Below are 19,414 nucleotides of genomic sequence, written 5' to 3' on the forward strand. Positions count from 1 at the left end.
GGCGGCAAGGGAGGGAACGTGCTCGAACTTGTTGGAGAAAGCTGGACGATCACCCTGATCGGCCTTGGCGGTGGTGTTGTGCTTGGGCTTGCGGCGCGGCTGGGTCGTTTTTGTACTCTGGGCATGATCGAGGATGTCCATTACGGCAATGACCGCGGGCGGCTGTGGATGTGGGTGCTGGCCTTGGGCGTGGCCATGACCGCCAATTTCGCGGCCGAGGCCGCCGGGCTGATCCGGCTTGACCAAACCATCTATCTGCAAAACGGCTTTACGCTGGGCGGGGCGGCGCTGGGCGGGTTGCTCTTTGGCTATGGCATGGCGCAGGCGGGCAATTGCGGCTACGGCATGCTGGCGCGGCTGGGCGGCGGCGATCTGCGGGCGCTGGTCATCGCGCTGATCATGGGGGTTACGGCCTATGTCATGCTTTTTGGGCCTTTGGCCGCGATACGGGCGCGCTTTTTCCCCATCGATCCGATGCAGGACACGCCACAGGGCTGGGCGCATGTGATCGGGGCCGCCAGCGCCCTGCCGGCCGTTGCGGTCGCGGGGGGGCTTGGGGTCATCCTGGCGGGCGGCGCGGCGATGGCGTTGCTGCGGGCAAGGCGCCACACGGAAATATTCTGGGCCGGCATGGCCGGGCTTGCCATCACCTCGGGGTTTGTGGGCAGTTATTGGGTGGCCGACAACGGCTTTGACCCTGTCGCGGTGCATTCGCACAGCTTCACCGCCGCGGTGGGCGACACCATCCGTTACACGATGCTGTCGTCAGGGCTGGAACCCGATTTCGCCATCGGTTCGGTTTTGGGCGTGGTCATCGGGGCGCTGATCGGCAGCGTGATCCGCGATGGGTTCCGCTGGGAAGCCTGTGATGATCCGCGCGAGTTGAAGCGCCAGATGGGCGGCGCGGTCCTGATGGGCATTGGCGCGGTGCTGGCGGCGGGGTGTTCGGTCGGGCAAGGTCTGGGGGCGATGTCGGTCCTGTCGGTGCACGCACCGGTGGTGGCGGCCATGATCTGGCTGGGCGGCTGGCTGGGTCTGCGCCATCTGATCGAAGGGATCGGGCTGAGCCGCGCCGCATAGCTGGCGCATGCCTGTGGCCCGTGGTCAGGTCTTGGGAAACAGGAATTCCCCCGTTGCCATGTAATGACGCACCAGCGCATCGACCGCCCCCTCGGTATCGCGCTTGAGGGTCAGAGCCTTGATTTCGTCATGTTCATGCAAGACGTTGCGCACCACGCGCGACTTTCCGCGCGCCAAGACACGGTAGCGGATGTTCAATTCGTATAGCCGGGCGCAGTTTTCCAACAAGATGCGCGAACCACAGGCCGAAATCAGCGCCTGATGAAAGTTGCGATGCGCCACTTCCCAGGCTGACACGACGGCGCCGGGCTTGTCGTCGGCGTCTCGGTCCAGCGCACTCATCCGGAAATGGGCGACGACCACGTGTTCTTCCCACCGGCTGTCGCCCTGGGCGATGGACCGACGCAGCGCCTCACCTTCCAGCAGGCACCGGTTTTGCAAGATGTCGCCGAAATCAACCGCCGAGGCATCGGCCACGAAAAATCCGCGCTTGTCGATGCGCTGCACCCAGCCTTCGACGGTCAACTGATTGAGCGCCTCGCGGATGGGCGAGGTGCCGCAATTATAGCGATCCGACAGCATCTTGAGCCCGAGTTTCTGGCGCGGCGGCAGCGTGGCCATAAGGATATCGCGCTTGATCTCGTGAAAGACCGAAATGCCGAGCGATTGAGCCTTATCCGACATAACCCGTTCCCATAGCCGATCTTTCCCGGCCAAATTGACGCCCGGCACCTAAGCCATCGTGTTTAATCCGGCAAGTCCTCAAAATCACGACACAAACGCCCGACATCTCACGCAGGCCTTCCCTTGGCAAAGCACAGTCCGATGAAAAGCAGGTTCGACAAAGTGCCGATCGGATGATCTTTTCCGAAAAAGATTTGCCGCGAAGAAAATAATCGACAATCCTTCGGATAAAGGCAACAAAGAATCACAACAGCAACCGACACAAGGGGAAGACGCATGCGGCTGTTCTACGGCAATGACCACGAGGTTTTCGTGCTGCGGGGGGATGAAGGCGTCAATGTGACGGGGCTTCTGACCGATTTGCCGCATCTGCGGCGCGAAGATCTGATGGCCGCGCTGATTGCTGACTTCGACGCCTACCGCGCCCGGATCGAGGCGCATGTCGCAAGCGCGCCCGGCGTCAAGCTCGCCTCCATCCGCATTCGCGCACCGCTGCCGCGCCCGCGCAACATCGTGTGCATGGCCACCAATTACATGGAAGACGGCACCTTGCCCGCGCCGCCGCCGATCAATGCCTTCCACAAGGTCTCGAACGCCGTGATCGGCCCGGGCGAGCGCATGATCTTGCCCGATGCGCCCGCGTCCAATTTCGAATGCGAAGCGGAATTCGCCGTGATCATCGGCAAGCGCGCCTCCAATGTCGCGGAAGCGGATGCGATGGGCCATATCTTTGGCTACATGAACTTTCTCGATGGCTCGGCCCGTGGCCTGCCGCCCGATCGCAACGTGTTCTTTCAGGGCAAATCGCGCGAGACATTCGCGCCCACCGGCCCCTGGATCGTGACCGCCGACGAGATCGCCGATCCCTATGACATTTCGCTGAAACTATGGGTGAACGGCGTTTTGAAACAGGATTTTCACGCCAGCGACATGGCCCACAACATCGCGCGCTGCATTTCATGGGCAAGCTCGATCCACACGCTGGAACCGGGCGACATTCTGGCCACCGGCACCAATCATCGCGGCCTCAGCAGCATCCAGCATGACGACACGATCGAACTGGAATGCACCCATCTGGGGCGGCTGATGATCAAGGTCCACGATGATCTGCACCGCACATGGCCCCGCGAGACGCGGCTGGAACGCACGTCCAAGGGGCTTGGCCCCCTGCCGCCACAGACCAGTGGAAAATATGCGGCCAGCGAGGACAAGGTCACGGCCTGAGGGCTTGGGACCAGTGCAATTGGTTGGCCCGTGCCAGGACCGACCAATCAAGACCCGGACGGCGATGATTGGAGACATCTCCGGCGGGACATTCTCACCAACAGGGAGGACTGCAAACATGAAGACCTTGGCTCGTTTCACGCGCAAGGGCATCCTTGCAGCCACGCTGGGGCTTATGCCTCTGGCGGCGGCGGCACAGGATGTGAAAGAGATCACTTTCGTTTCGCCCAGCCCGTCGGCCATCAACTCGTTCCCGGTCCATGTGGCCGTGGGCGAAGGCTATTTCGCTGATGAGGGGCTTTCGGTCACCACACAGGCGGTCAACGGCTCGTCCGCGATCCTTCAGGCACTGGCCGCAGGTCAGGCCGATTTCGGCCGTCCCGGCCCTGCCCCCGTCATCGTCGCCAATTCGCGCGGTGTCGAGGTGACCTTCCTTTACAACTCGTTGCCGCGCAGCTCGTTCGGCATCCTGGTGCAGGAAGGATCGCCGATCCAGTCGCCCGAGGATCTTCGCGGTGCCACGATCGGGGTCGGCACGGCCGATGGTGCCGAAGTGGGCTTTGCCCGCGCGATCTTGTCCGACTACGGCATGAGCGAACCGGCAGACTATACCTTCATCCCCGTGGGTGACGGCGGGCCTGCAACGGCGGGCCTTCAGCGCGGCGATATCGTGGCCTATGTCGGGTCCCTGGCAGACCGCGCGATCATCACCTTCCGCGGCATGCCGATGCGCGACATCACCCCCGAAAAGTTCGACACACTCTTTGGGAATGGCTACGCCGCCATGACCGCCTATGTGAATGAGAACCCCGAAATCGTCGAAGGCTTCGGCCGGGCGCTGGTGCGCGCGACCATCTTCACCCGTGATCCCGCCAACCGCGATCGCGTGCTGGACCATCTCGAAGTGGCCAACCCGCAAGAGATCGAGGATCGTGGTTTTGCAAATGCGCTGCTTGATGCCGTTCTGGCCAAGGGCTTGCCGCATAACCCCGACAATGGCTGGGGCTACAACGACCCCGAGCATTGGCAGGTCTGGCACGACAACCTCGTGGCCTCTGGCGATCTTCCGGCTGCTTTGCCCGATGTCTCGGTCGTCTATTCCAATGCCTTCGTCGAAGCATGGAACACGCTTCCGTGAGCGTTTCACCGCAACAAAAGGAACCGGCCGCACAGGATGCGCGGCCGGTCTACGTCCTGAGGGGCGTAAACAAATTCTACGCCAAGCGCGGTATCCATGCGCTTGACGACGTGAACCTGACCCTTGTCGAAGGCAGCTTTTCTTCCGTCATCGGTGCCAGCGGGTGCGGGAAATCCACGCTGCTCAAGATCATGGCGGGTCTGACGCCGCCCTCGGCAGGAAGCGTCATGCTGGAAGGCAAGCCCGTGATGGGCCCGCGCGAAGACATCGGCATGATGTTTCAGCAAGCCACGTTGTTTCCCTGGCGGACGGTCCTGGAAAACATCGTGCTGCCCATCGAGATCCGCGACGGCAAGGCTGCCGCCCGGCAGGCCCATGATCGCGCCCGCGATCTGTTGGCGATGGCCGGTCTGACCGGCTTCGAACATGTGTTTCCCAACGAATTGTCGGGCGGCATGGCCCAGCGCGCGGCGATCTGTCGGATGCTGGTGTCGCAGCCATCGGTTCTATTGCTCGATGAACCCTTCAGCGCCCTTGACGAGTTGACGCGCGACTTCATGAACATGGAGCTTCAGCGCATCTGCCGCGAGCGCAATGCGACGACCTTTCTGGTCACCCATTCCATCCAGGAAGCGGTGATCTTGTCGGATGTGGTCTATGTCATGTCGCCCCGCCCCGGCCGGTTTGTGGAAGAGGTGGTGATCGATCTGCCGCGCCCGCGCACGCTTGAGATGATGACCACGCCGCAATTCGGGGCGCTGGTCGACCGGATCCGGTCACAACTGGACGAAGGAGCATTGGCATGACCCTGATGGATCAAGGCAACGCCGCCTCTGGCGGTTTTCCCAGCACGGTCTGGGTCGAAAATGTCTCATGGTTCGACCGCGTGCCGCGCTGGGTCGCGATGCTGGCGATTTTCGTCATCTTCATCGTGATCTGGCAGCTGACGCATCTGACGGGGCTTGTGTCGCCGATCTTGCTGCCGTCGCCCGGCGATACGGCAAACCAGCTTTATTTCGTGGGCCATAATCTGTTCACCGGCGGCTACATGCTGACCCCGCTGTGGATCACGCTCAAGACGGTGGGGTATGCATTCTTGCTGGCAACCGCGATCGGCTTTTCGCTGGGGGTCCTGGTGGGCGAAACTGCCTTTGGCGAGCGCGCGGTGATGCCCTATCTGGTGGCCATCGACACCATGCCAAAGGTGGCATTCGCGCCCCTGTTCATCGCATGGCTGGGCTTTGGCATCGAAAGCAAGGTGGCGCTGGCGACCTTTATCGCCACATTCCCGATCATCGTGGGCACCGCCGCCGGTCTGCATGCAGCCGATGACAACGCCCGCATGCTGTTCAAGACCATGGGGGCCACGCGGTTTCAGACACTGATGAAAATGAAGCTGCCGACGGGCATGCCCCATTTCTTTACCGGCCTGAAAATCGGCTCGGTCGGCGTGATGGCGGGGGCGATCACCGGCGAGTTTCTGGGCGGTGGCCGGGGCTTTGGCGATCTGATCCGGGTGGCCTCCACCAATCTCGATACCGCACGCGTCTTTGCGCTGATCATCTATCTCAGCGTCATCGGACTGGCGATCTTCATGGCCGTGGTCTGGACCCAGCGCCGTTTTGTGTTCTGGCACAAATCCAGCACCGTGACCGACAGTTGACGGCGGTTGCCCTACCCTTCGGGGTAAGGCATCACCCGCCGCAAGACCACCACCAAGGAACCCGACAATGACACAATCGAACGACCTTTTTGACCCAGCCCCGATCACGCGCTTTCCTGTCGCGGGTTCGGACAAGACATTTCCAGTGCGCCGGGTGTATTGCATCGGGCGCAACTATGCGGCCCATGCCATAGAAATGGGCCATGACCCCAACAAGGAGCCGCCGTTTTTCTTTCAGAAAAGCCCCGACAACATCATCTTCGGCGATTTCCCCTATCCGACCGAAACCAATGATGTGCATTACGAGATCGAATTGATCGTGGCCCTGTCACAGGGCGGATCGAACATCCCCGTGGAAACGGCGCTCGACCATGTCTATGGCTACGGCGTGGGTCTTGACATGACCCGGCGTGACCTGCAGGGCGATGCCAAAAAGCTTGGCCGCCCCTGGGAGGTTGGAAAATCCTTTGACAAATCCGCCCCCTGCACGGCCCTGGTTCCGGCGTCAGAGATCGGCCACCCCAGCGAAGGCGCAATCTGGCTCAAGGTCAATGGCGTGGTGCAGCAAGAGGGCGATCTGAACCAGATGATCTGGAAAGTGCCCGAGATGATCGCGATCTTGTCGCGCTATTTCGAATTGTGCCCGGGCGATGTCATCATGACGGGCACCCCGGCAGGTGTCGGGCCGATCCAGCGCGGCGATGTGATGGAAGGTCATGTGGCCCATGTCGGCGATCTGACGGTCAAGGTCGTCTGAAGCCCCGCCACGACCACCGGGCGCGCCCGGGCACCCGGTCATGGCCCACGAAAAGCCGCGCGGTTGCGCGGCTTTTTTCCTGCCCGCGCGGTCAGGCCCGGAAACGACCAGCACCTGCCCGGATTAAGCCAGCACGGTGCAACCTCTGGTTTAAAATGTGCAGCATATCCGCAGAGCGCTTGATCTCGAAATGTATACAAGCAAAATGCGCTCGCGGCGTGCCGTGGAGGACAGCACAGCGCCCAAACGCAAGGCTTACAGGCGCGATCTGACAATCCGCCCGTCCGTCAAAGCGGCCGCAACAGGGAACCGGGGCTGATGTTTGCATGCAATTGCATGGCACATGCCCCAGATCGGGAGGGAAAGATGCTTCGCAGAACACTCATGACGGCCACCGCCACATTGGCGCTGGCCATAGCCGGTCTTGGCGCCGCATCGGCGCAAGAGACGATTCGTCTTGGCGCGGCCGCGCCGCAGTCGGGCCCGCTTGCGGGCGGCGCTGCCGTCACCCATTGGCCCGCCGTGCGGCTTTGGGTGCATCAGACCAACGAAGCGGGTGGCCTGCAGCTTGCCAATGGCAAGGCCATGATCGAGCTGGTCGAATATGACGATCAGACAAACCCGCAGCAGGCCATTCAGGCCGCCCAGCGTCTGGCCACGCAAGATCAGGTGGATTTCATGGTCTCGCCCTATTCCACGGGCCTGAACCTTGCCGCAGCCCCGATCTTTGCCCAGCTTGGCTATCCCCAGATCACGGGCACCGCCGTGACCAACCAGCAGCCCGAACTGGCCGCTCAGTTTCCCAACATGTTCTTCCTGCTGGGCCGCACCGGCGTGATGGCCGAAGACACCGCCCGCGTTCTGGTGGAACTGCGCGAAGCGGGTTCGATCGGCAACCGCGTGGCGCTGGTCAATGTGGCGGATGCCTTCGGGATCGAGATGTTGGGCATTTCCAAGGCCGTGCTGCAAGACGCGGGCTTCGAGATCGTGTATGAATCGTCCTACCCGCTGGGCACACAGGATCTGGCCCCGATCATCGACGGTGCGAAATCGGCCGAAGCCGACGCCTTTATCGCATGGTCCTATCCCGGCGACACCTTCGCGCTGACCGATCAGGCCATCGTGCAGGGCTTTGCCCCCAGCGTGTTCTTCACCGCCGTCGCGACCGCCTTTCCGGGCTATGCTGCCCGCTTTGGCGACCAGATCGAGGGCGTGATGGGCATGGGCGGCGTCAATGCCGATGACCCGGCCTTCAAGGCCTTTGTCGAGGCGCACACCGCCTTGGCCGGACAGGGCCCCGATTTCTGGGCCTCGGCCGCGACCTATGCCACGCTCGAGGTTCTGGGTCAGGCGATCGAGGCTGTCGGTTCGGCCGACCGCGCGGCGGTGCTGACGCATCTTCAGGATCGCGCCAACAGCTACGAAACCATCCTTGGCCCCGTCAACTTCAACGAGAACAACGACAACGAGCGCTACTGGACCGTGGGACAGTGGCAGAACGGCGTGTTCCGTGGTGTGGCCGCGCGCGGCCGGGACGGGGCCGTCGACGTTCAGCTGTTCGACGGCTGGAACTGATCTGATCTGATGCGGGCGGCGGGCCTTGTCCTGCCGCCCGTCTCTTTCGGGAACAGGGCGCAACATGTTCATCTTGATCACCGGCCTGCTGCTGGGGGGCACCTATGCCCTCATCGCGCTGGGGCTGAACCTGCAATACGGCGTCGCGCGCATCATGAACCTTGCCAATGGCGAGCTTCTGGTGGCGGGCGGTTTCGCGGCCTTCTGGGCCTATACCGCCGCACAGGTCAGCCCGGTGGCAGCACTTGTGCTGGTCGCGCCGATTGCGTTCGTGCTGAACTGGCTGATCTACCGCATCATGTTGCAACCGCTGGTCAGCCGCGCCAAAAGCCGCGGCGCGCTTGAGGTCGACAGCATCCTTGCGACATTCGGCATGTCCTTTGCGCTGGTCGGCATCATGACCGCGCTGTTTGGGGGCGGCTATTTCAATTACGCCTATCTGGCCCAACCCGTCGACATCTTCGGGTCGTCCTATGGCCAGAACCGGCTGGTGGCCTTTGTGCTGGCGGCGATCATCGGGTTGGGGCTGTGGCTGTGGCTGAGCTACACGCGCGCGGGCCTCAGGCTTCGGGCGCTGGCGGTCAACCCGTCCTCGGCACGGCTGGTGGGCATCGACACGCGCGCGGCATCCGCGCTGGCCTTTGGGCTTGGCGGCGCGGTGACGGCGGTGGGGGGCGCGTTGATCTCGATGTTCTTCACGCTTGATGCATCGGTCGGCATCCTGTTCACCATGAAGGCGCTGATCATCGTGATCATGGGCGGGGTCGGCGATATCCGCGGCACGATCGTGGCGGCCATGATCCTGGGCATTTGCGAAACCGCCGTCGCACGGCTGATCGACCCGGGCCTGACGCTGGCGGCGGCCTATGTGCTGTTTCTGGGCGTCTTGTTGTTCCGGCCACAGGGGCTGTTCGGAAAGAAACCGACATGAGCGGACAGGAATTTCTCAAGGCCCTTCCCTGGGTGGCGCTGCTGATCGCTGCTGTCTTTGTGCCGTTCGTGGCCGGGCCCTATTGGCTGAGCATGGCCACCACCATGGCGATGTTCGTCGTGCTGGCGACGTCCTGGGCGCTGTTTTCGGGACCGACGCATTACATCTCATTGGCGACGGCGGCATTTTTCGGGGTGGGCACCTTTGTCACGGGCCTTGGGTTCCAGACGCTTCCCTTCTGGATGCTGCCGCTGATTGCCGCCGGCCTTGGCGGGATCCTGGCCGCGCTGGTCGGCATGGTGACCTTGCGCCTGTCGGGTGTCTATTTCGTGATCTTCACGCTGGGGCTGGCCGAACTGGTGCGCCAGGTCGTGACATGGGTGCAAAACCAGACCGGGCAGCGCGGCATGTATGTGCTGACCTCGATCACCGAGCGCGACATCTACTGGATGCTTCTGGGGTTGGCGGCACTTGTCTATCTGGCGGGCTGGCTGATCGGGCGCTCGAAGCTGGGCTTTGCGCTGCGCATCATCGGCAATGACGAAACCGTCGCGCGTCATGTCGGCATCGACACGGCGCTGGCCAAGGTGGCGCTTTTCACCATTCCCGGCATGGCGGCGGCGGCGGTCGGTGCCATGCTGGCCCCGCGCTACATCTATATCGAACCCTCGACCGCCTTTGCGCCGCTCTTGTCCTTTCAGGTCGTGATCATGGCGCTTCTGGGCGGCACGGGGCGGCTTTGGGGGCCCTTGGCGGGCGTCATTCCCTTTACGCTTTTGTGGGAATTCATCACGCGCCAAGCCCCCAACCAGACGCTCTTGCTGCTGGGCGTGGTGTTTCTTTTGATCGTCTATGTGCTTCCCGGAGGCTTTGTCGGACTTTGGGCGCGCATCCGGCGGCGCTTTCATCAGGGGGGCGGGGCATGAGCCGGACCGTTCTTCAGGTGCAAGGCGTGACCAAGCGCTTTGGCGGTCTGGTCGCGGTGCGCGACATGAGCTTTGATGTGACCGAGCATCAGGTGATGGGGATCATCGGGCCCAATGGCTCGGGCAAATCCACGATGATCAACATGATCTCGGGGCTGTTTGCCCCAAGCGAGGGGTCGATCCGCCTGAATGGCGCGGATCTGGCCGGGCTGCCCGCACACAAGACCGCGCGCCTGGGTGTGGGGCGCACGTTCCAGCTTGTGCGGCTTTTGCCGGAACTCAGTGTGGTGGAAAATGTCGTGGCAGGCGCGGTTTTCGGTCATCGCCGCACATGGGGCAGAACCGCCGAATTGCATGCCCGCCAGCTTCTGGATCGGGTGGGGCTTGGGGGGGCCATCGGCCTGCCTGTGTCCTCGCTCACCTATATCGACACCAAGCGGGTGGAACTGGCGCGCGCGCTGGCGGGCGATCCGGCGGTGCTGCTGCTGGATGAATGGTTGGCCGGTCTGAACCCGACCGAGCTTGCCACCGGCATCGATCTTGTGCGCAGCTTGCGCGACGAGGGGCGCACGATCATTCTGGTCGAGCATGTGATGGACGCGATCCGCAGCCTGTGCGACCGCTGCGTGGTGATGTCGTCGGGCGCCAAGATCGCCCAAGGCACCCCGGCCGAGGTTTTGTCGGACCCCGGCGTGATCCGCGCCTATCTGGGAGAGGATGAGGATGCTTGAGGTCAGCGATCTTGCGGTTTCCTATGGCAAGCACCGGGCGCTGTCGGGGGTATCGCTGACGGTCAAGCCGGGCGAGATCGTCGTCATCCTTGGCGCCAATGGCGCGGGCAAATCCACGCTGCTCAAGGCCATCGCGGGGATTTGCGAGGGGCATTCCTCGGGCCCGGTCAGCATGGGCGGCGAGCCGCTTTTGGGTCTGGCCGCCCACAAGGTGGTAGAACAGGGCATCGCCCTGGTGCCCGAAGGGCGCGGCGTGTTCGGTGAGCTGACGGTCAAGGAAAACTTAATGCTGGGCGCCAACCCCGCGCGCGCCCGCGATGAGGCAGAGGGGAATTATGACCGGCTGATCCGGCTGTTTCCCAAGCTGGCCGACCGGGCGGGGCAAACCGTTTCGACCATGTCGGGGGGCGAACAACAGATGGTCGCCATCGGGCGCGCCATGATGTCGAACCCGACGATCCTGATGCTCGATGAGCCGTCGCTGGGCCTGTCGCCGCTTTTGTCGAGGGATCTGTTCCAAAGCCTGAAAGCGGTGCGGGCGGCGGGGCTTGGCATCTTGCTGGTGGAACAAAACGCCAAGCTGTCGCTTGGCATCGCCGATCGCGGATACCTGCTTGAGAATGGCCGCGTCGAGCGTGAGGATCGCGCCGATACCCTGAAACGCGATCCGGCGGTACAGGCGGCCTATCTGGGCGGTGCGGCGGGCCATCGTGGCGCGACCCCTGCCCCCGCACGCGCCGCGCAAGCCATTGCGGATGCGCCGCGCAAAGCCTTTGGCGTGCGCCCCGCTGCAAGCATGTCGGTTTCGGCCTCGCAGATCTCGGGCGTGGATATCGACGCGGTCGTGGCTGCGGCCGGGCGGCAGGCGATCGAGACCACAGGCCCCCGCCCGACCCTTGTGCCGCGTCCGGGCAACCCGCCAGCCATTCTGGGTGCAGCCCGGGATGCCGCGCTGTCACAGATGATGACCAGCATGGAAGAGGCCGCGCGCCGCGCGATGACAGGGCGACGCGAGACCAGCGCCCTGCCGGCGCTGCGCCCCACCGCACGACCCGCAGCCCCGGCCGCGACCGCGACCGCAGCACCGGCCCCCGCATCACCCGCCCCTGCCCCGACGCCGAGCTTGAGCGAGACCACCGGCGGCACGCTGGAACGCTATCGCCGCCGCCCCGGCACGTCGCAATTCGAACGCACGGAGATCTGAGATGCCCCAGACCCAGACCCTTCGCGGCATGTATATCGGCGGCCAGTGGGTTCAGACCGCCCGCAGGTTTGCCGATATCAACCCCTCGACCGGCACGCTTTACGCCGAAGCGCCCGACGGCGCCCGCCCCGAGGCGCGCATGGCGATCGAGGCGGCCCATGCTGCGTTCAAGGGCTGGGCTGCGATGAAATACACCCAGCGCGCCCATCTGTTGCACAAGGCCGCCGATATCTGGGAACGCCGCGCACCTGATTACATCGCCGCCGCCCAGGCCGAAGGCGGCGGCTGGGTCGGCAAGGGTGCCTTTGAGGCGCATTACGTGGCCGAGGTGTTTCGCTCGGCGGCGGCTGCCTGCTATCACAATCTGGGTGAAATCCTGCCCTCGGAATACGGCAAGTTCTCGACCGCTGTGCGCTATCCGATGGGGGTGATCTCGGTCATCAGCCCGTGGAATTTCCAAGGCATCCTGACCGCGCGGGGCTTTGCCTTTGCGCTGGCCGCGGGCAACACCATTGTCTTGAAACCCTCCGAAGACACGCCCTATAGCGGCGGGCTCTATTTCGCGGAAATCCTGCACGAGGCGGGTTTTGCCCCCGGCGTGTTCAACGTCATCACCTGCGCGCGCGAGAATGTGGGCGCCATGGGCGACGAGATGATCGAACACCCCTATGTCAAGGGTATCTCGTTCACCGGATCGACACCCGTGGGCCGGTCAATCGCGGCCAAGGCGGGGGCACATCTGAAAAAGGCCTGTGTGGAACTGGGTGGCAAGGACAGCCTGATCATCCTCGAAGACGCCGAGATGGAGCGCGCCACCCAGGCCGCCAATTTCGGCAGCTTCATGCATCAGGGCCAGATCTGCATGAGCGTGGAAAAGGTGCTGGTGCAAGAGAGCATTTACCCCGAATTCCTTGCCCGTTTCGCCGAACGCGCAGCCCGGCTCAAGGTGGGTGACACGGCGGATAAATCCAACGTGATCGGCCCCTTGATCAACGACCGTCAGGTGGCGCGCGTGAAAGCACAGCTTGACGACGCCATTGCCAGGGGCGCCCGCGTGATCGTGGGCGGCGGCATCAATGGCCGCTTTGTGGAACCCACCATTCTGGCCGATGTCACGCCCGATATGCTGGTCTACCGCGACGAAACCTTTGGCCCGGTGGTTCCCGTGATCCCCTTTGCCACCGATGAGGACGCCATCGCCATCAACAATGACACCGAATACGGGCTGTCAGCCGGGGTTTTCACCGCCAATGAGGCGCGCGCACTCGATATCGCACGGCGGCTGGAAACGGGCATGTGCCATGTCAATTGCTCGTCGGTGAATGACGAACCCCATGTGCCTTTTGGCGGATCCAAGGCCTCTGGCCTTGGGCGGCATGGCGGGCGCTGGTCGATCGAGACTTTTACCGAAACCCGCTGGATCACGCTTGATCGCGGCGGTCGCCCCTATCCGCCGGTGTTTTGATGTCGCACATGCCCGCCCTTTTGTCCGGCAAACGCATCGCGGTCCTTGGATCGGCGCGCGGGCTTGGGCTGGCGGTGGCAAAGGCCACGACCGAGGCCGGGGCCGAGGTGATCGGCATCGACGCGGTGGCGGGCTTTGCGCATGTGAGCGAGTTCTTCCGCCTTGATCCGGGCGAGCCCGCCGCCATCGACCGGCTGGCCGAGGCGCTGCCTGATGGGCTGGACGGGCTTTGCCTTGTGCCGGCCCTTGATCCGGCGGACACGGTCGAACAGGCGCTGTTGCGCGGCGTGATGGGCCCCACGCGGCTGGCCCTGCGGCTGGCGCCCCGCATGGCGGCGGGCGGGGCAATCGTGACACAGGGCACAGCCCATGATGGCGCGCGCGCCCAGCATCTGGGCCTGATCCGTGCGGCGCTTGCGCTGCGCCGGGACAGCGCTGAGGGTTTTGGCCAGCGCTGGGGGCTTGCGGCCGAACCCGCGCTGACGCCCAGGCTGATCGCCTGGGCGATGGAGGCATGGGTGATGCAGCACCGCTGGTCCTGGGCACCGCAGGGACCGCGCACCGCATGCCTTGTCACGGCCAGCCCCGATGGGCGCCTGCCGCCCCACATTGCCGCCGCGCGCGGGCTTGAGGCAGGCATGGGCCAGCACCAGGCCGCACAAGCGGCGGTTTTCATGTTCTCTGCGCTGGCTGCCGGCATGACCGGATCAGCGCTTGCCGCCGATGGCGGTCTGTCGGCCGAGACCCAAACAAGCCTCGAAGGGCTTTGAGCACGAAGAAAAGGACCACGCGATGAACACCATCTTCTGGACAATCGCCCTGATCGTCATTCTGGCCATCCTCGTGGCTTTGGCCGCGAGCTTTTATCAGCGCAGCTCCAACGCGATCAGCCTTGTGCGCACCGGCATCGGCGGGCGGCGCGTCGCCATCGATGGCGGCTTCATCGCGCTGCCGTGGTTTCATGAGGTCGCGCGCGTCAACATGCAGACGCTGCGCCTTGAGGTGCGGCGCGCGGGTGATCAATCGCTGATCACCCGCGACAAGCTGCGCGTTGATGTGGGGGCAGAGTTTTACCTGTCCGTGCCACCCACCGCCGCCTCGATCACGCGCGCGGCGCAAGCGCTTGGCAAGCGCAGCTTTCAGCCCGAAGATCTGAGGCTTCTGATCGAAGGGATGTTTGTCGATGCGCTGCGCGCTGTGGCAGCACGCCACAGCATGGATGAGCTGCATGAAAACCGTGCCGAATTCGTGGCCGAAATCCGCACCGCCCTGTCGCCCGTGGTGGAACGCTATGGCCTGTCACTTGACAGCGTGTCGCTGACAGCCCTTGACCAGACGCCGTTTTCCGCGCTTGACGAAAACAACGCCTTCAACGCGGTGGGCCTTCGCAAACTGGCCGAGGTGATTGCGCTGTCAAAGCGCGAGCGCGCCGAAATCGAGGGCGACACGCAAGTCAGCGTGCGCCGTGCCGCCATGGAGGCCGCACGCCGCAAGATGGAAATCGACCTTGAAGAACGCCGCGCCGAGATTGCCCAGGCCCAACAGGTCGAGGCGCTGATGTCGGCACAACTGGCCGAGATCGCCCGCGCCAAGGCCGAGGCCGAACGCGCCGCCGCGCAAGCCCGCATCCATATGGAGCGCGAGATCCAAGCCGCCGACATCGCCCGCGAACAGGCCATCCGCGAAGCCGAGATCTTGCGCGCCAAGACGCTGGAAATCGCCGAACAAGATCGCAGCGTGCAGGTGCTGGCCAAAAGCCAGGAGGAAAGCCGCGCACAGGCCGAGGCCGATCTGGCGCGCGCCGAGGCCGTGCGCGCCCATGAGGCTATCGAAAGCGCGCGGGCATCGGCCGAGGCCGAGCGCAAGCGCGATCTGGCGCGCATCGCCGCCGAAAGCGACGCCGCCGCCACAGCCCGCCGCGCCGAGATTGCCGCCGAAACCGCCCGCAAGGTGGCCAAGGACCGGGTCGAGACCGCGAAATTCGACGCCGAGGCGATGCTGGCCACCCGCCGCGCCGAGACCGAAGCCATGGCCGGTCACATCGCGGCGCAAAACACCCGCTCCGAGGCGACGCTTGCCCACGAAATCGAATTGGCCCGGCTTGAGTCCATGCCCAAGATCGTGGCCGAGATGGTCAAACCGATCGAAAAGATCGGCAAGATCGACATCACGCAAGTGGGCAGCGTCGAAGGCTCGCGCGGCGCGATCTTGCAGGCGCTCGATTCGGTGCTGGAACAGGCGGTGCATGCCCCGAACCTGCACCGCGTTCTGGACCAGATCGGCGATGAAATCCGCGATGGCACGTTGGACCGCAAAGACCGCCGCCGCCGCCGCGACGAGTGATCATCCGCGCATCGCACAAGAAAGGGGTGGCTCACGCCGCCCCTTTTTCCTTGCGTAGGGGGTAGGGATCAAGCGGGGCCCGCCCGGTTGGCAACAGCATGTGGAACACATGCCCAAAACGGGCAGCGGATGGCCGGCCCGCGCGCTGTCAGCCGGAAACCTTTGCCCGGCGCCTCAGGCGATGTGGATGGTCTTGACCTCAAGGTAATTGTCCAGACCCTCGGGCCCGCCCTCGCGGCCCATGCCCGATTGGCGATAGCCGCCGAAAGGGTGCTTGGGGTCCACGATCAGCCCGTTGATCGTCAGCCCGCCCGTGCGCATCCGGCGGGCAAAGGCATAGGCGCGCTCGACATCTTGGCCATAGACCGCGCCGTTCAGCCCATAGACCGTGGCATTGGCCTTGGCGGCGGCATCGTTTTCATCCTCATAGCCGATGACGGACACGACCGGGCCAAAGATTTCCTCTTGGGCCACCTTCATGTCGGCTGTCACATCGGTCAGCACGGTCGGCTCGATGAAAAACCCGCGATCAAGACCGCGGGGCCGCCCGCCGCCGCAGGCAACCGTGGCCCCACCCGCGCGACCGGCGGCAATATAGCCCTCGACCCGATCGCGCTGCCGCGCCATGGCCAGCGGGCCCATCTGTGTGCCCGGATCGCCTGGATCGCCGACCTTGATGCTGCGCACCCCCGACAAGAACATGTCAAGAAATTCCGCCTTGCGCGCATTCGGCACCAAAAGCCGCGTGAGCGAGAAACAGACTTGGCCCGTGATCGGCATGCAATAGGTCATCAGGCTGGGCATCGCGCGGGCAAAATCGGCATCAGGCATCAGCACGGCCGCCGATTTGCCACCCAGTTCCAGCGACACGCGCGCCAACCGGTCCGCACAGACGCGCATGATGTGCTTGCCCACCTCGGTCGAGCCGGTAAAGGCCACCTTGTCGATGCCCGGGTGGCGGATCAGGTGATCGCCCCCGTCGCGCCCCGCCGGAACAAGGTTGAACACACCGCGCGGCAGGCCCGCCGCTTCGATGCATTCGGCCATGATATAGGCCTCGAGCGGGGTTTCGGGGCTGGGCTTTGCCACCATGGTGCAGCCCGCCGCCAAACCCGCCGCGATCTTGTAGCTCAGCAAGACCATCGGCGCATTCCAAGGCGAGATCGCGGCACAGACCCCGATGGGCTCGCGCAGGATGCGCACCGCCCCGCCATCATCGCGCGTGCGGTCATCGCGGAACGGATAGGTTGCGATCAAGCCGCCATAATAGCGAAACAGCGTGGCGTTCTGGCCCACCAGCTTTCTGGTCAGGCTGATCGGCGCGCCCACCTGATGGGTCCAGGCCCAGGCGATGTCATCAAGCCGCGTCTCGATCAGGCTGGCCACACGCTGAAGATACGCGCCGCGTTCGGCCGGGGCCATGCGCGGCCAAGGGCCATGATCGAAAGCGGCACGCGCAGCGGCGACCGCGCGGTCGATATCGGCCGTGCCTGCCTCGGGATAAGACAGCAGCTTTTCTTCCGTCATGGGGGAAATGACGTCGATCATGCGCCCCGATGTCGGGTTGGCCCATTGGCCGTCGATGAAAACCTGATCGGGCGCCTTGAGCCCCGCCCCGCCGCGCAACATCGCCGTCATGCCAGCTCTCCCCTGCCTGCTGCGCCACCCTAGACCAAAGCCGCATTGTTTCAAAGCCTTGGGCAAAGCTGGCGCGGAATTATTTTGCGGGCCCAAGGCTCAAATCCACCGACAAACGCGGCGGCAAGGATGATCTTGCCAAGCCACGAATTTTTTCACCCTATGGACAAGGTTTTTTTTGTTATGGTTTTTCCCGGTGGCGTTGTCACCATCGTGTCAGACGCAAGGAATAGGGTGACAAAGCCGCGCGGACATGGCCAATATCGCAGCATCGGGCCAGAGCGACGTGGCGACGTCACCGACGCAAGGCGGCTGATCGTGCAACACCCCCGGGCACAACCCCCGGTTCAGACCAGAGCCACCGAAAACAACCGGCGGCGCATACCACAGGGAGACGACAGATGACGAATTTCAACACGACAGGACAGGGGTTTGCCCCAATCAGCCGGCGCGGCGTCCTGAAGGGCGCGGCAGCGGTTGGCGCGGCCGGGCTGATTTTGCCATATGGCGCGACGGCGGCCCGCGCGCAGACCCGCGGCGGCACCTTCCGCATCGGGATCGGCCATGGCTCGACCACCGACAGCCTTGATCCGGGCCTTTGGGACCAGCTTTATGTCCAGACCTTTGCCGCCGCGCGCCACAACTATCTGATCGAGGTGGATTCGGATGGTCAACTCAAGCCCGAGATCGCAGAAAGCTGGTCGAGCGATGACGCCAGCACATGGGTGTTCACCATCCGTCAGGGCGTGACCTTTCATTCCGGCAAGACCCTGACGCCCGATGATGTGGTGGCCTCGATCAACCATCACCGCGGTGAGGCCACGACCTCGGCCGTGAAATCGCTGCTGGCGCCGACCACCGATGTGCGCGCCGACGGAAACACCGTCGTCGTGACGCTGGAAGCCCCCAATGCCGACCTGCCCTATCTGATGACGGATTACCACATCCCGGTCATGCCCGGCATCGACGGCAAGATCGATGTCACCTCGACCGATGGCTGCGGCGGCTATATCGTCGAAAGCTTCGAGCATGGCGTGCAATCGACGCTGAACCGCAACCCCAACTACTGGAAATCGGATCGTGCCTGGTTTGACCGGATCGAGCTTTTGTCGATCCTCGACCCGGCGGCGCGTCTGAACGCGCTGATCACCGGCGAGGTTCACCTGATCGACCAGATCGATCCGGCGACCATCGGCATGCTCGAAAGCCGTGGTGTGGCCAACATCCTGTCGATCCCCGGCACCGGCCATTACGTGTTCCCGATGGACAGCCGCGTCGCGCCCTACAATGACAACAATGTCAGGCTGGCGCTGAAATACGCGATTGACCGTCAGGCAATGGTGGATGTCATCCTTGGCGGCCATGGCGCGGTGGCCAACGACAACCCGATCGGGCCGGCCAACCGCTATTTCCATGCGGAAATGGAAGCCAAGACCTATGATCCCGACAAGGCGCGCTATTATCTGCAGCAGGCCGGGTTGACCAGCCTTGATGTGACGCTGTCGGCGGCCGATGCCGCCTTCTCGGGTGCGGTCGATGCTGCCTCCATGTTCTCGGAAACGGCCCGCGCGGCGGGCATCAACCTGACCGTCGACCGGGTGCCGAATGACGGCTACTGGGACAATGTCTGGCTCAATCCCAACGGCAACACGCCCTTCTGTGCCAGCTATTGGGGTGGGCGCGCGGTCGAAGACCACATGTTCACCACCGCCTATGCCTCGGGCGCGGCGTGGAACGAAAGCTTCTGGGAGAATGCCCGCTTCAACGAGTTGCTCGTCGCGGCACGCTCCGAGGTCAGCGAAGACAACCGCCGCGCCATGTATCAAGAGATGCAGCAGCTGGTGTCCTTCGAAGGATCGACCATCATCCCGATGTACACCAACTATGTGATGGGTGTGTCAAAAGCCGTATCCACGCCCGAGCGCCTGTCGTCGAACTGGAACTTTGACGGGTTCCGCTGCGTCGAGCGCTGGTCGATGGCCTGAGCCTGTCCTGATCCCCGGCGCAGATCGCGCCGGGGATTTCCCTTCATCCGTTCAACCGGGGAGGACAGGT

17 protein-coding genes are annotated in these 19,414 nt (G+C 63.8%); 15 read left to right on the forward strand and 2 right to left on the reverse strand.

Features of this window, described 5'->3' with window-relative positions; translation table 11 throughout:
- Nucleotides 1-18: 18 nt before the first annotated feature.
- Nucleotides 19-1,080 (forward strand): YeeE/YedE family protein, encoded by a 1,062-nt coding sequence (locus Q0094_RS00200; protein WP_297613969.1) that lies wholly within the window; start codon nucleotides 19-21, stop codon nucleotides 1,078-1,080.
- A gap of 24 nt (nucleotides 1,081-1,104) precedes the next feature.
- Here Q0094_RS00200 and Q0094_RS00205 read toward each other — a convergent pair whose 3' ends face one another.
- Nucleotides 1,105-1,764, reverse strand: coding sequence for a GntR family transcriptional regulator (locus Q0094_RS00205; protein WP_297613971.1), 660 nt, complete (start codon nucleotides 1,762-1,764; stop codon nucleotides 1,105-1,107).
- Nucleotides 1,765-2,040: 276 nt separating this feature from the next.
- Between Q0094_RS00205 and Q0094_RS00210 the strand changes: the two genes are divergently transcribed.
- The 13 genes from Q0094_RS00210 (at nucleotide 2,041) to Q0094_RS00270 (ending at nucleotide 15,721) form a co-directional block, all read left to right on the forward strand.
- Nucleotides 2,041-2,988, forward strand: coding sequence for a fumarylacetoacetate hydrolase family protein (locus tag Q0094_RS00210; protein WP_297613973.1), 948 nt, complete (start codon nucleotides 2,041-2,043; stop codon nucleotides 2,986-2,988).
- A gap of 118 nt (nucleotides 2,989-3,106) precedes the next feature.
- Nucleotides 3,107-4,126, forward strand: a complete 1,020-nt coding sequence (locus Q0094_RS00215; protein ID WP_297613975.1) for an ABC transporter substrate-binding protein — start codon at nucleotides 3,107-3,109, stop codon at nucleotides 4,124-4,126.
- Complete coding sequence (locus tag Q0094_RS00220) at nucleotides 4,123-4,932, forward strand: ABC transporter ATP-binding protein (protein WP_297613977.1); 810 nt, start codon at nucleotides 4,123-4,125, stop codon at nucleotides 4,930-4,932. The genes Q0094_RS00215 and Q0094_RS00220 overlap by 4 nt, the downstream gene beginning before the upstream one ends.
- Complete coding sequence (locus Q0094_RS00225; protein ID WP_297613979.1) at nucleotides 4,929-5,789, forward strand: ABC transporter permease; 861 nt, start codon at nucleotides 4,929-4,931, stop codon at nucleotides 5,787-5,789. The genes Q0094_RS00220 and Q0094_RS00225 overlap by 4 nt, the downstream gene beginning before the upstream one ends.
- 67 nt (nucleotides 5,790-5,856) lie before the next feature.
- A complete protein-coding gene (locus Q0094_RS00230; RefSeq protein ID WP_297613981.1) occupies nucleotides 5,857-6,546 on the forward strand; it encodes a fumarylacetoacetate hydrolase family protein in 690 nt (229 codons plus the stop codon).
- Nucleotides 6,547-6,912: 366 nt separating this feature from the next.
- Nucleotides 6,913-8,121, forward strand: a complete 1,209-nt coding sequence (locus tag Q0094_RS00235) for an amino acid ABC transporter substrate-binding protein (protein WP_297613983.1) — start codon at nucleotides 6,913-6,915, stop codon at nucleotides 8,119-8,121.
- A 64-nt stretch (nucleotides 8,122-8,185) separates the two neighbouring features.
- The gene (locus Q0094_RS00240; protein ID WP_297613985.1) at nucleotides 8,186-9,052 is read left to right on the forward strand and encodes a branched-chain amino acid ABC transporter permease; all 867 of its coding nucleotides are present in this window, start codon (nucleotides 8,186-8,188) and stop codon (nucleotides 9,050-9,052) included.
- Nucleotides 9,049-9,978, forward strand: coding sequence for a branched-chain amino acid ABC transporter permease (locus tag Q0094_RS00245; protein WP_297613987.1), 930 nt, complete (start codon nucleotides 9,049-9,051; stop codon nucleotides 9,976-9,978). The genes Q0094_RS00240 and Q0094_RS00245 overlap by 4 nt, the downstream gene beginning before the upstream one ends.
- Complete coding sequence (locus Q0094_RS00250; protein ID WP_297613989.1) at nucleotides 9,975-10,709, forward strand: ABC transporter ATP-binding protein; 735 nt, start codon at nucleotides 9,975-9,977, stop codon at nucleotides 10,707-10,709. The genes Q0094_RS00245 and Q0094_RS00250 overlap by 4 nt, the downstream gene beginning before the upstream one ends.
- A complete protein-coding gene (locus Q0094_RS00255; RefSeq protein ID WP_297613991.1) occupies nucleotides 10,702-11,913 on the forward strand; it encodes an ABC transporter ATP-binding protein in 1,212 nt (403 codons plus the stop codon). The genes Q0094_RS00250 and Q0094_RS00255 overlap by 8 nt, the downstream gene beginning before the upstream one ends.
- Before the next feature lies 1 nt (nucleotide 11,914).
- Nucleotides 11,915-13,378: an aldehyde dehydrogenase family protein gene (locus Q0094_RS00260; RefSeq protein ID WP_297613993.1), complete on the forward strand. Its 1,464-nt coding sequence runs from the start codon at nucleotides 11,915-11,917 to the stop codon at nucleotides 13,376-13,378.
- 8 nt (nucleotides 13,379-13,386) lie between these two features.
- Entirely contained in the window at nucleotides 13,387-14,148 is a 762-nt protein-coding gene (locus Q0094_RS00265) for a hypothetical protein (protein WP_297613995.1), read from the forward strand.
- A gap of 22 nt (nucleotides 14,149-14,170) precedes the next feature.
- Complete coding sequence (locus Q0094_RS00270) at nucleotides 14,171-15,721, forward strand: flotillin domain-containing protein (protein ID WP_297613997.1); 1,551 nt, start codon at nucleotides 14,171-14,173, stop codon at nucleotides 15,719-15,721.
- Nucleotides 15,722-15,895: 174 nt separating this feature from the next.
- Here the strand turns inward: Q0094_RS00270 and Q0094_RS00275 are convergent, their stop codons facing one another.
- The gene (locus Q0094_RS00275; protein ID WP_297613999.1) at nucleotides 15,896-17,359 is read right to left on the reverse strand and encodes an aldehyde dehydrogenase; all 1,464 of its coding nucleotides are present in this window, start codon (nucleotides 17,357-17,359) and stop codon (nucleotides 15,896-15,898) included.
- 401 nt (nucleotides 17,360-17,760) lie between these two features.
- Here Q0094_RS00275 and Q0094_RS00280 point away from each other — a divergent pair, with 401 nt between their 5' ends.
- Nucleotides 17,761-19,344, forward strand: coding sequence for an ABC transporter substrate-binding protein (locus Q0094_RS00280; protein ID WP_297614001.1), 1,584 nt, complete (start codon nucleotides 17,761-17,763; stop codon nucleotides 19,342-19,344).
- Nucleotides 19,345-19,414 lie beyond the last annotated feature (70 nt).

This window comes from uncultured Roseicyclus sp., assembly GCF_937892565.1.
Taxonomy (GTDB): Bacteria; Pseudomonadota; Alphaproteobacteria; order Rhodobacterales; family Rhodobacteraceae; genus Roseicyclus.

Bases quoted from the DNA above. Each gene is read 5' to 3' on its own strand.
- Q0094_RS00205 (WP_297613971.1), bottom strand. From the start codon at position 1,764: ATGTCGGATAAGGCTCAATCGCTCGGCATTTCGGTCTTTCACGAGATC.
- Q0094_RS00210 (WP_297613973.1), top strand. From the start codon at position 2,041: ATGCGGCTGTTCTACGGCAATGACCACGAGGTTTTCGTGCTGCGGGGG.
- Q0094_RS00215 (WP_297613975.1), top strand. From the start codon at position 3,107: ATGAAGACCTTGGCTCGTTTCACGCGCAAGGGCATCCTTGCAGCCACG.
- Q0094_RS00225 (WP_297613979.1), top strand. From the start codon at position 4,929: ATGACCCTGATGGATCAAGGCAACGCCGCCTCTGGCGGTTTTCCCAGC.
- Q0094_RS00230 (WP_297613981.1), top strand. From the start codon at position 5,857: ATGACACAATCGAACGACCTTTTTGACCCAGCCCCGATCACGCGCTTT.
- Q0094_RS00235 (WP_297613983.1), top strand. From the start codon at position 6,913: ATGCTTCGCAGAACACTCATGACGGCCACCGCCACATTGGCGCTGGCC.
- Q0094_RS00240 (WP_297613985.1), top strand. From the start codon at position 8,186: ATGTTCATCTTGATCACCGGCCTGCTGCTGGGGGGCACCTATGCCCTC.
- Q0094_RS00245 (WP_297613987.1), top strand. From the start codon at position 9,049: ATGAGCGGACAGGAATTTCTCAAGGCCCTTCCCTGGGTGGCGCTGCTG.
- Q0094_RS00250 (WP_297613989.1), top strand. From the start codon at position 9,975: ATGAGCCGGACCGTTCTTCAGGTGCAAGGCGTGACCAAGCGCTTTGGC.
- Q0094_RS00255 (WP_297613991.1), top strand. From the start codon at position 10,702: ATGCTTGAGGTCAGCGATCTTGCGGTTTCCTATGGCAAGCACCGGGCG.
- Q0094_RS00260 (WP_297613993.1), top strand. From the start codon at position 11,915: ATGCCCCAGACCCAGACCCTTCGCGGCATGTATATCGGCGGCCAGTGG.
- Q0094_RS00265 (WP_297613995.1), top strand. From the start codon at position 13,387: ATGCCCGCCCTTTTGTCCGGCAAACGCATCGCGGTCCTTGGATCGGCG.
- Q0094_RS00270 (WP_297613997.1), top strand. From the start codon at position 14,171: ATGAACACCATCTTCTGGACAATCGCCCTGATCGTCATTCTGGCCATC.
- Q0094_RS00275 (WP_297613999.1), bottom strand. From the start codon at position 17,359: ATGACGGCGATGTTGCGCGGCGGGGCGGGGCTCAAGGCGCCCGATCAG.
- Q0094_RS00280 (WP_297614001.1), top strand. From the start codon at position 17,761: ATGACGAATTTCAACACGACAGGACAGGGGTTTGCCCCAATCAGCCGG.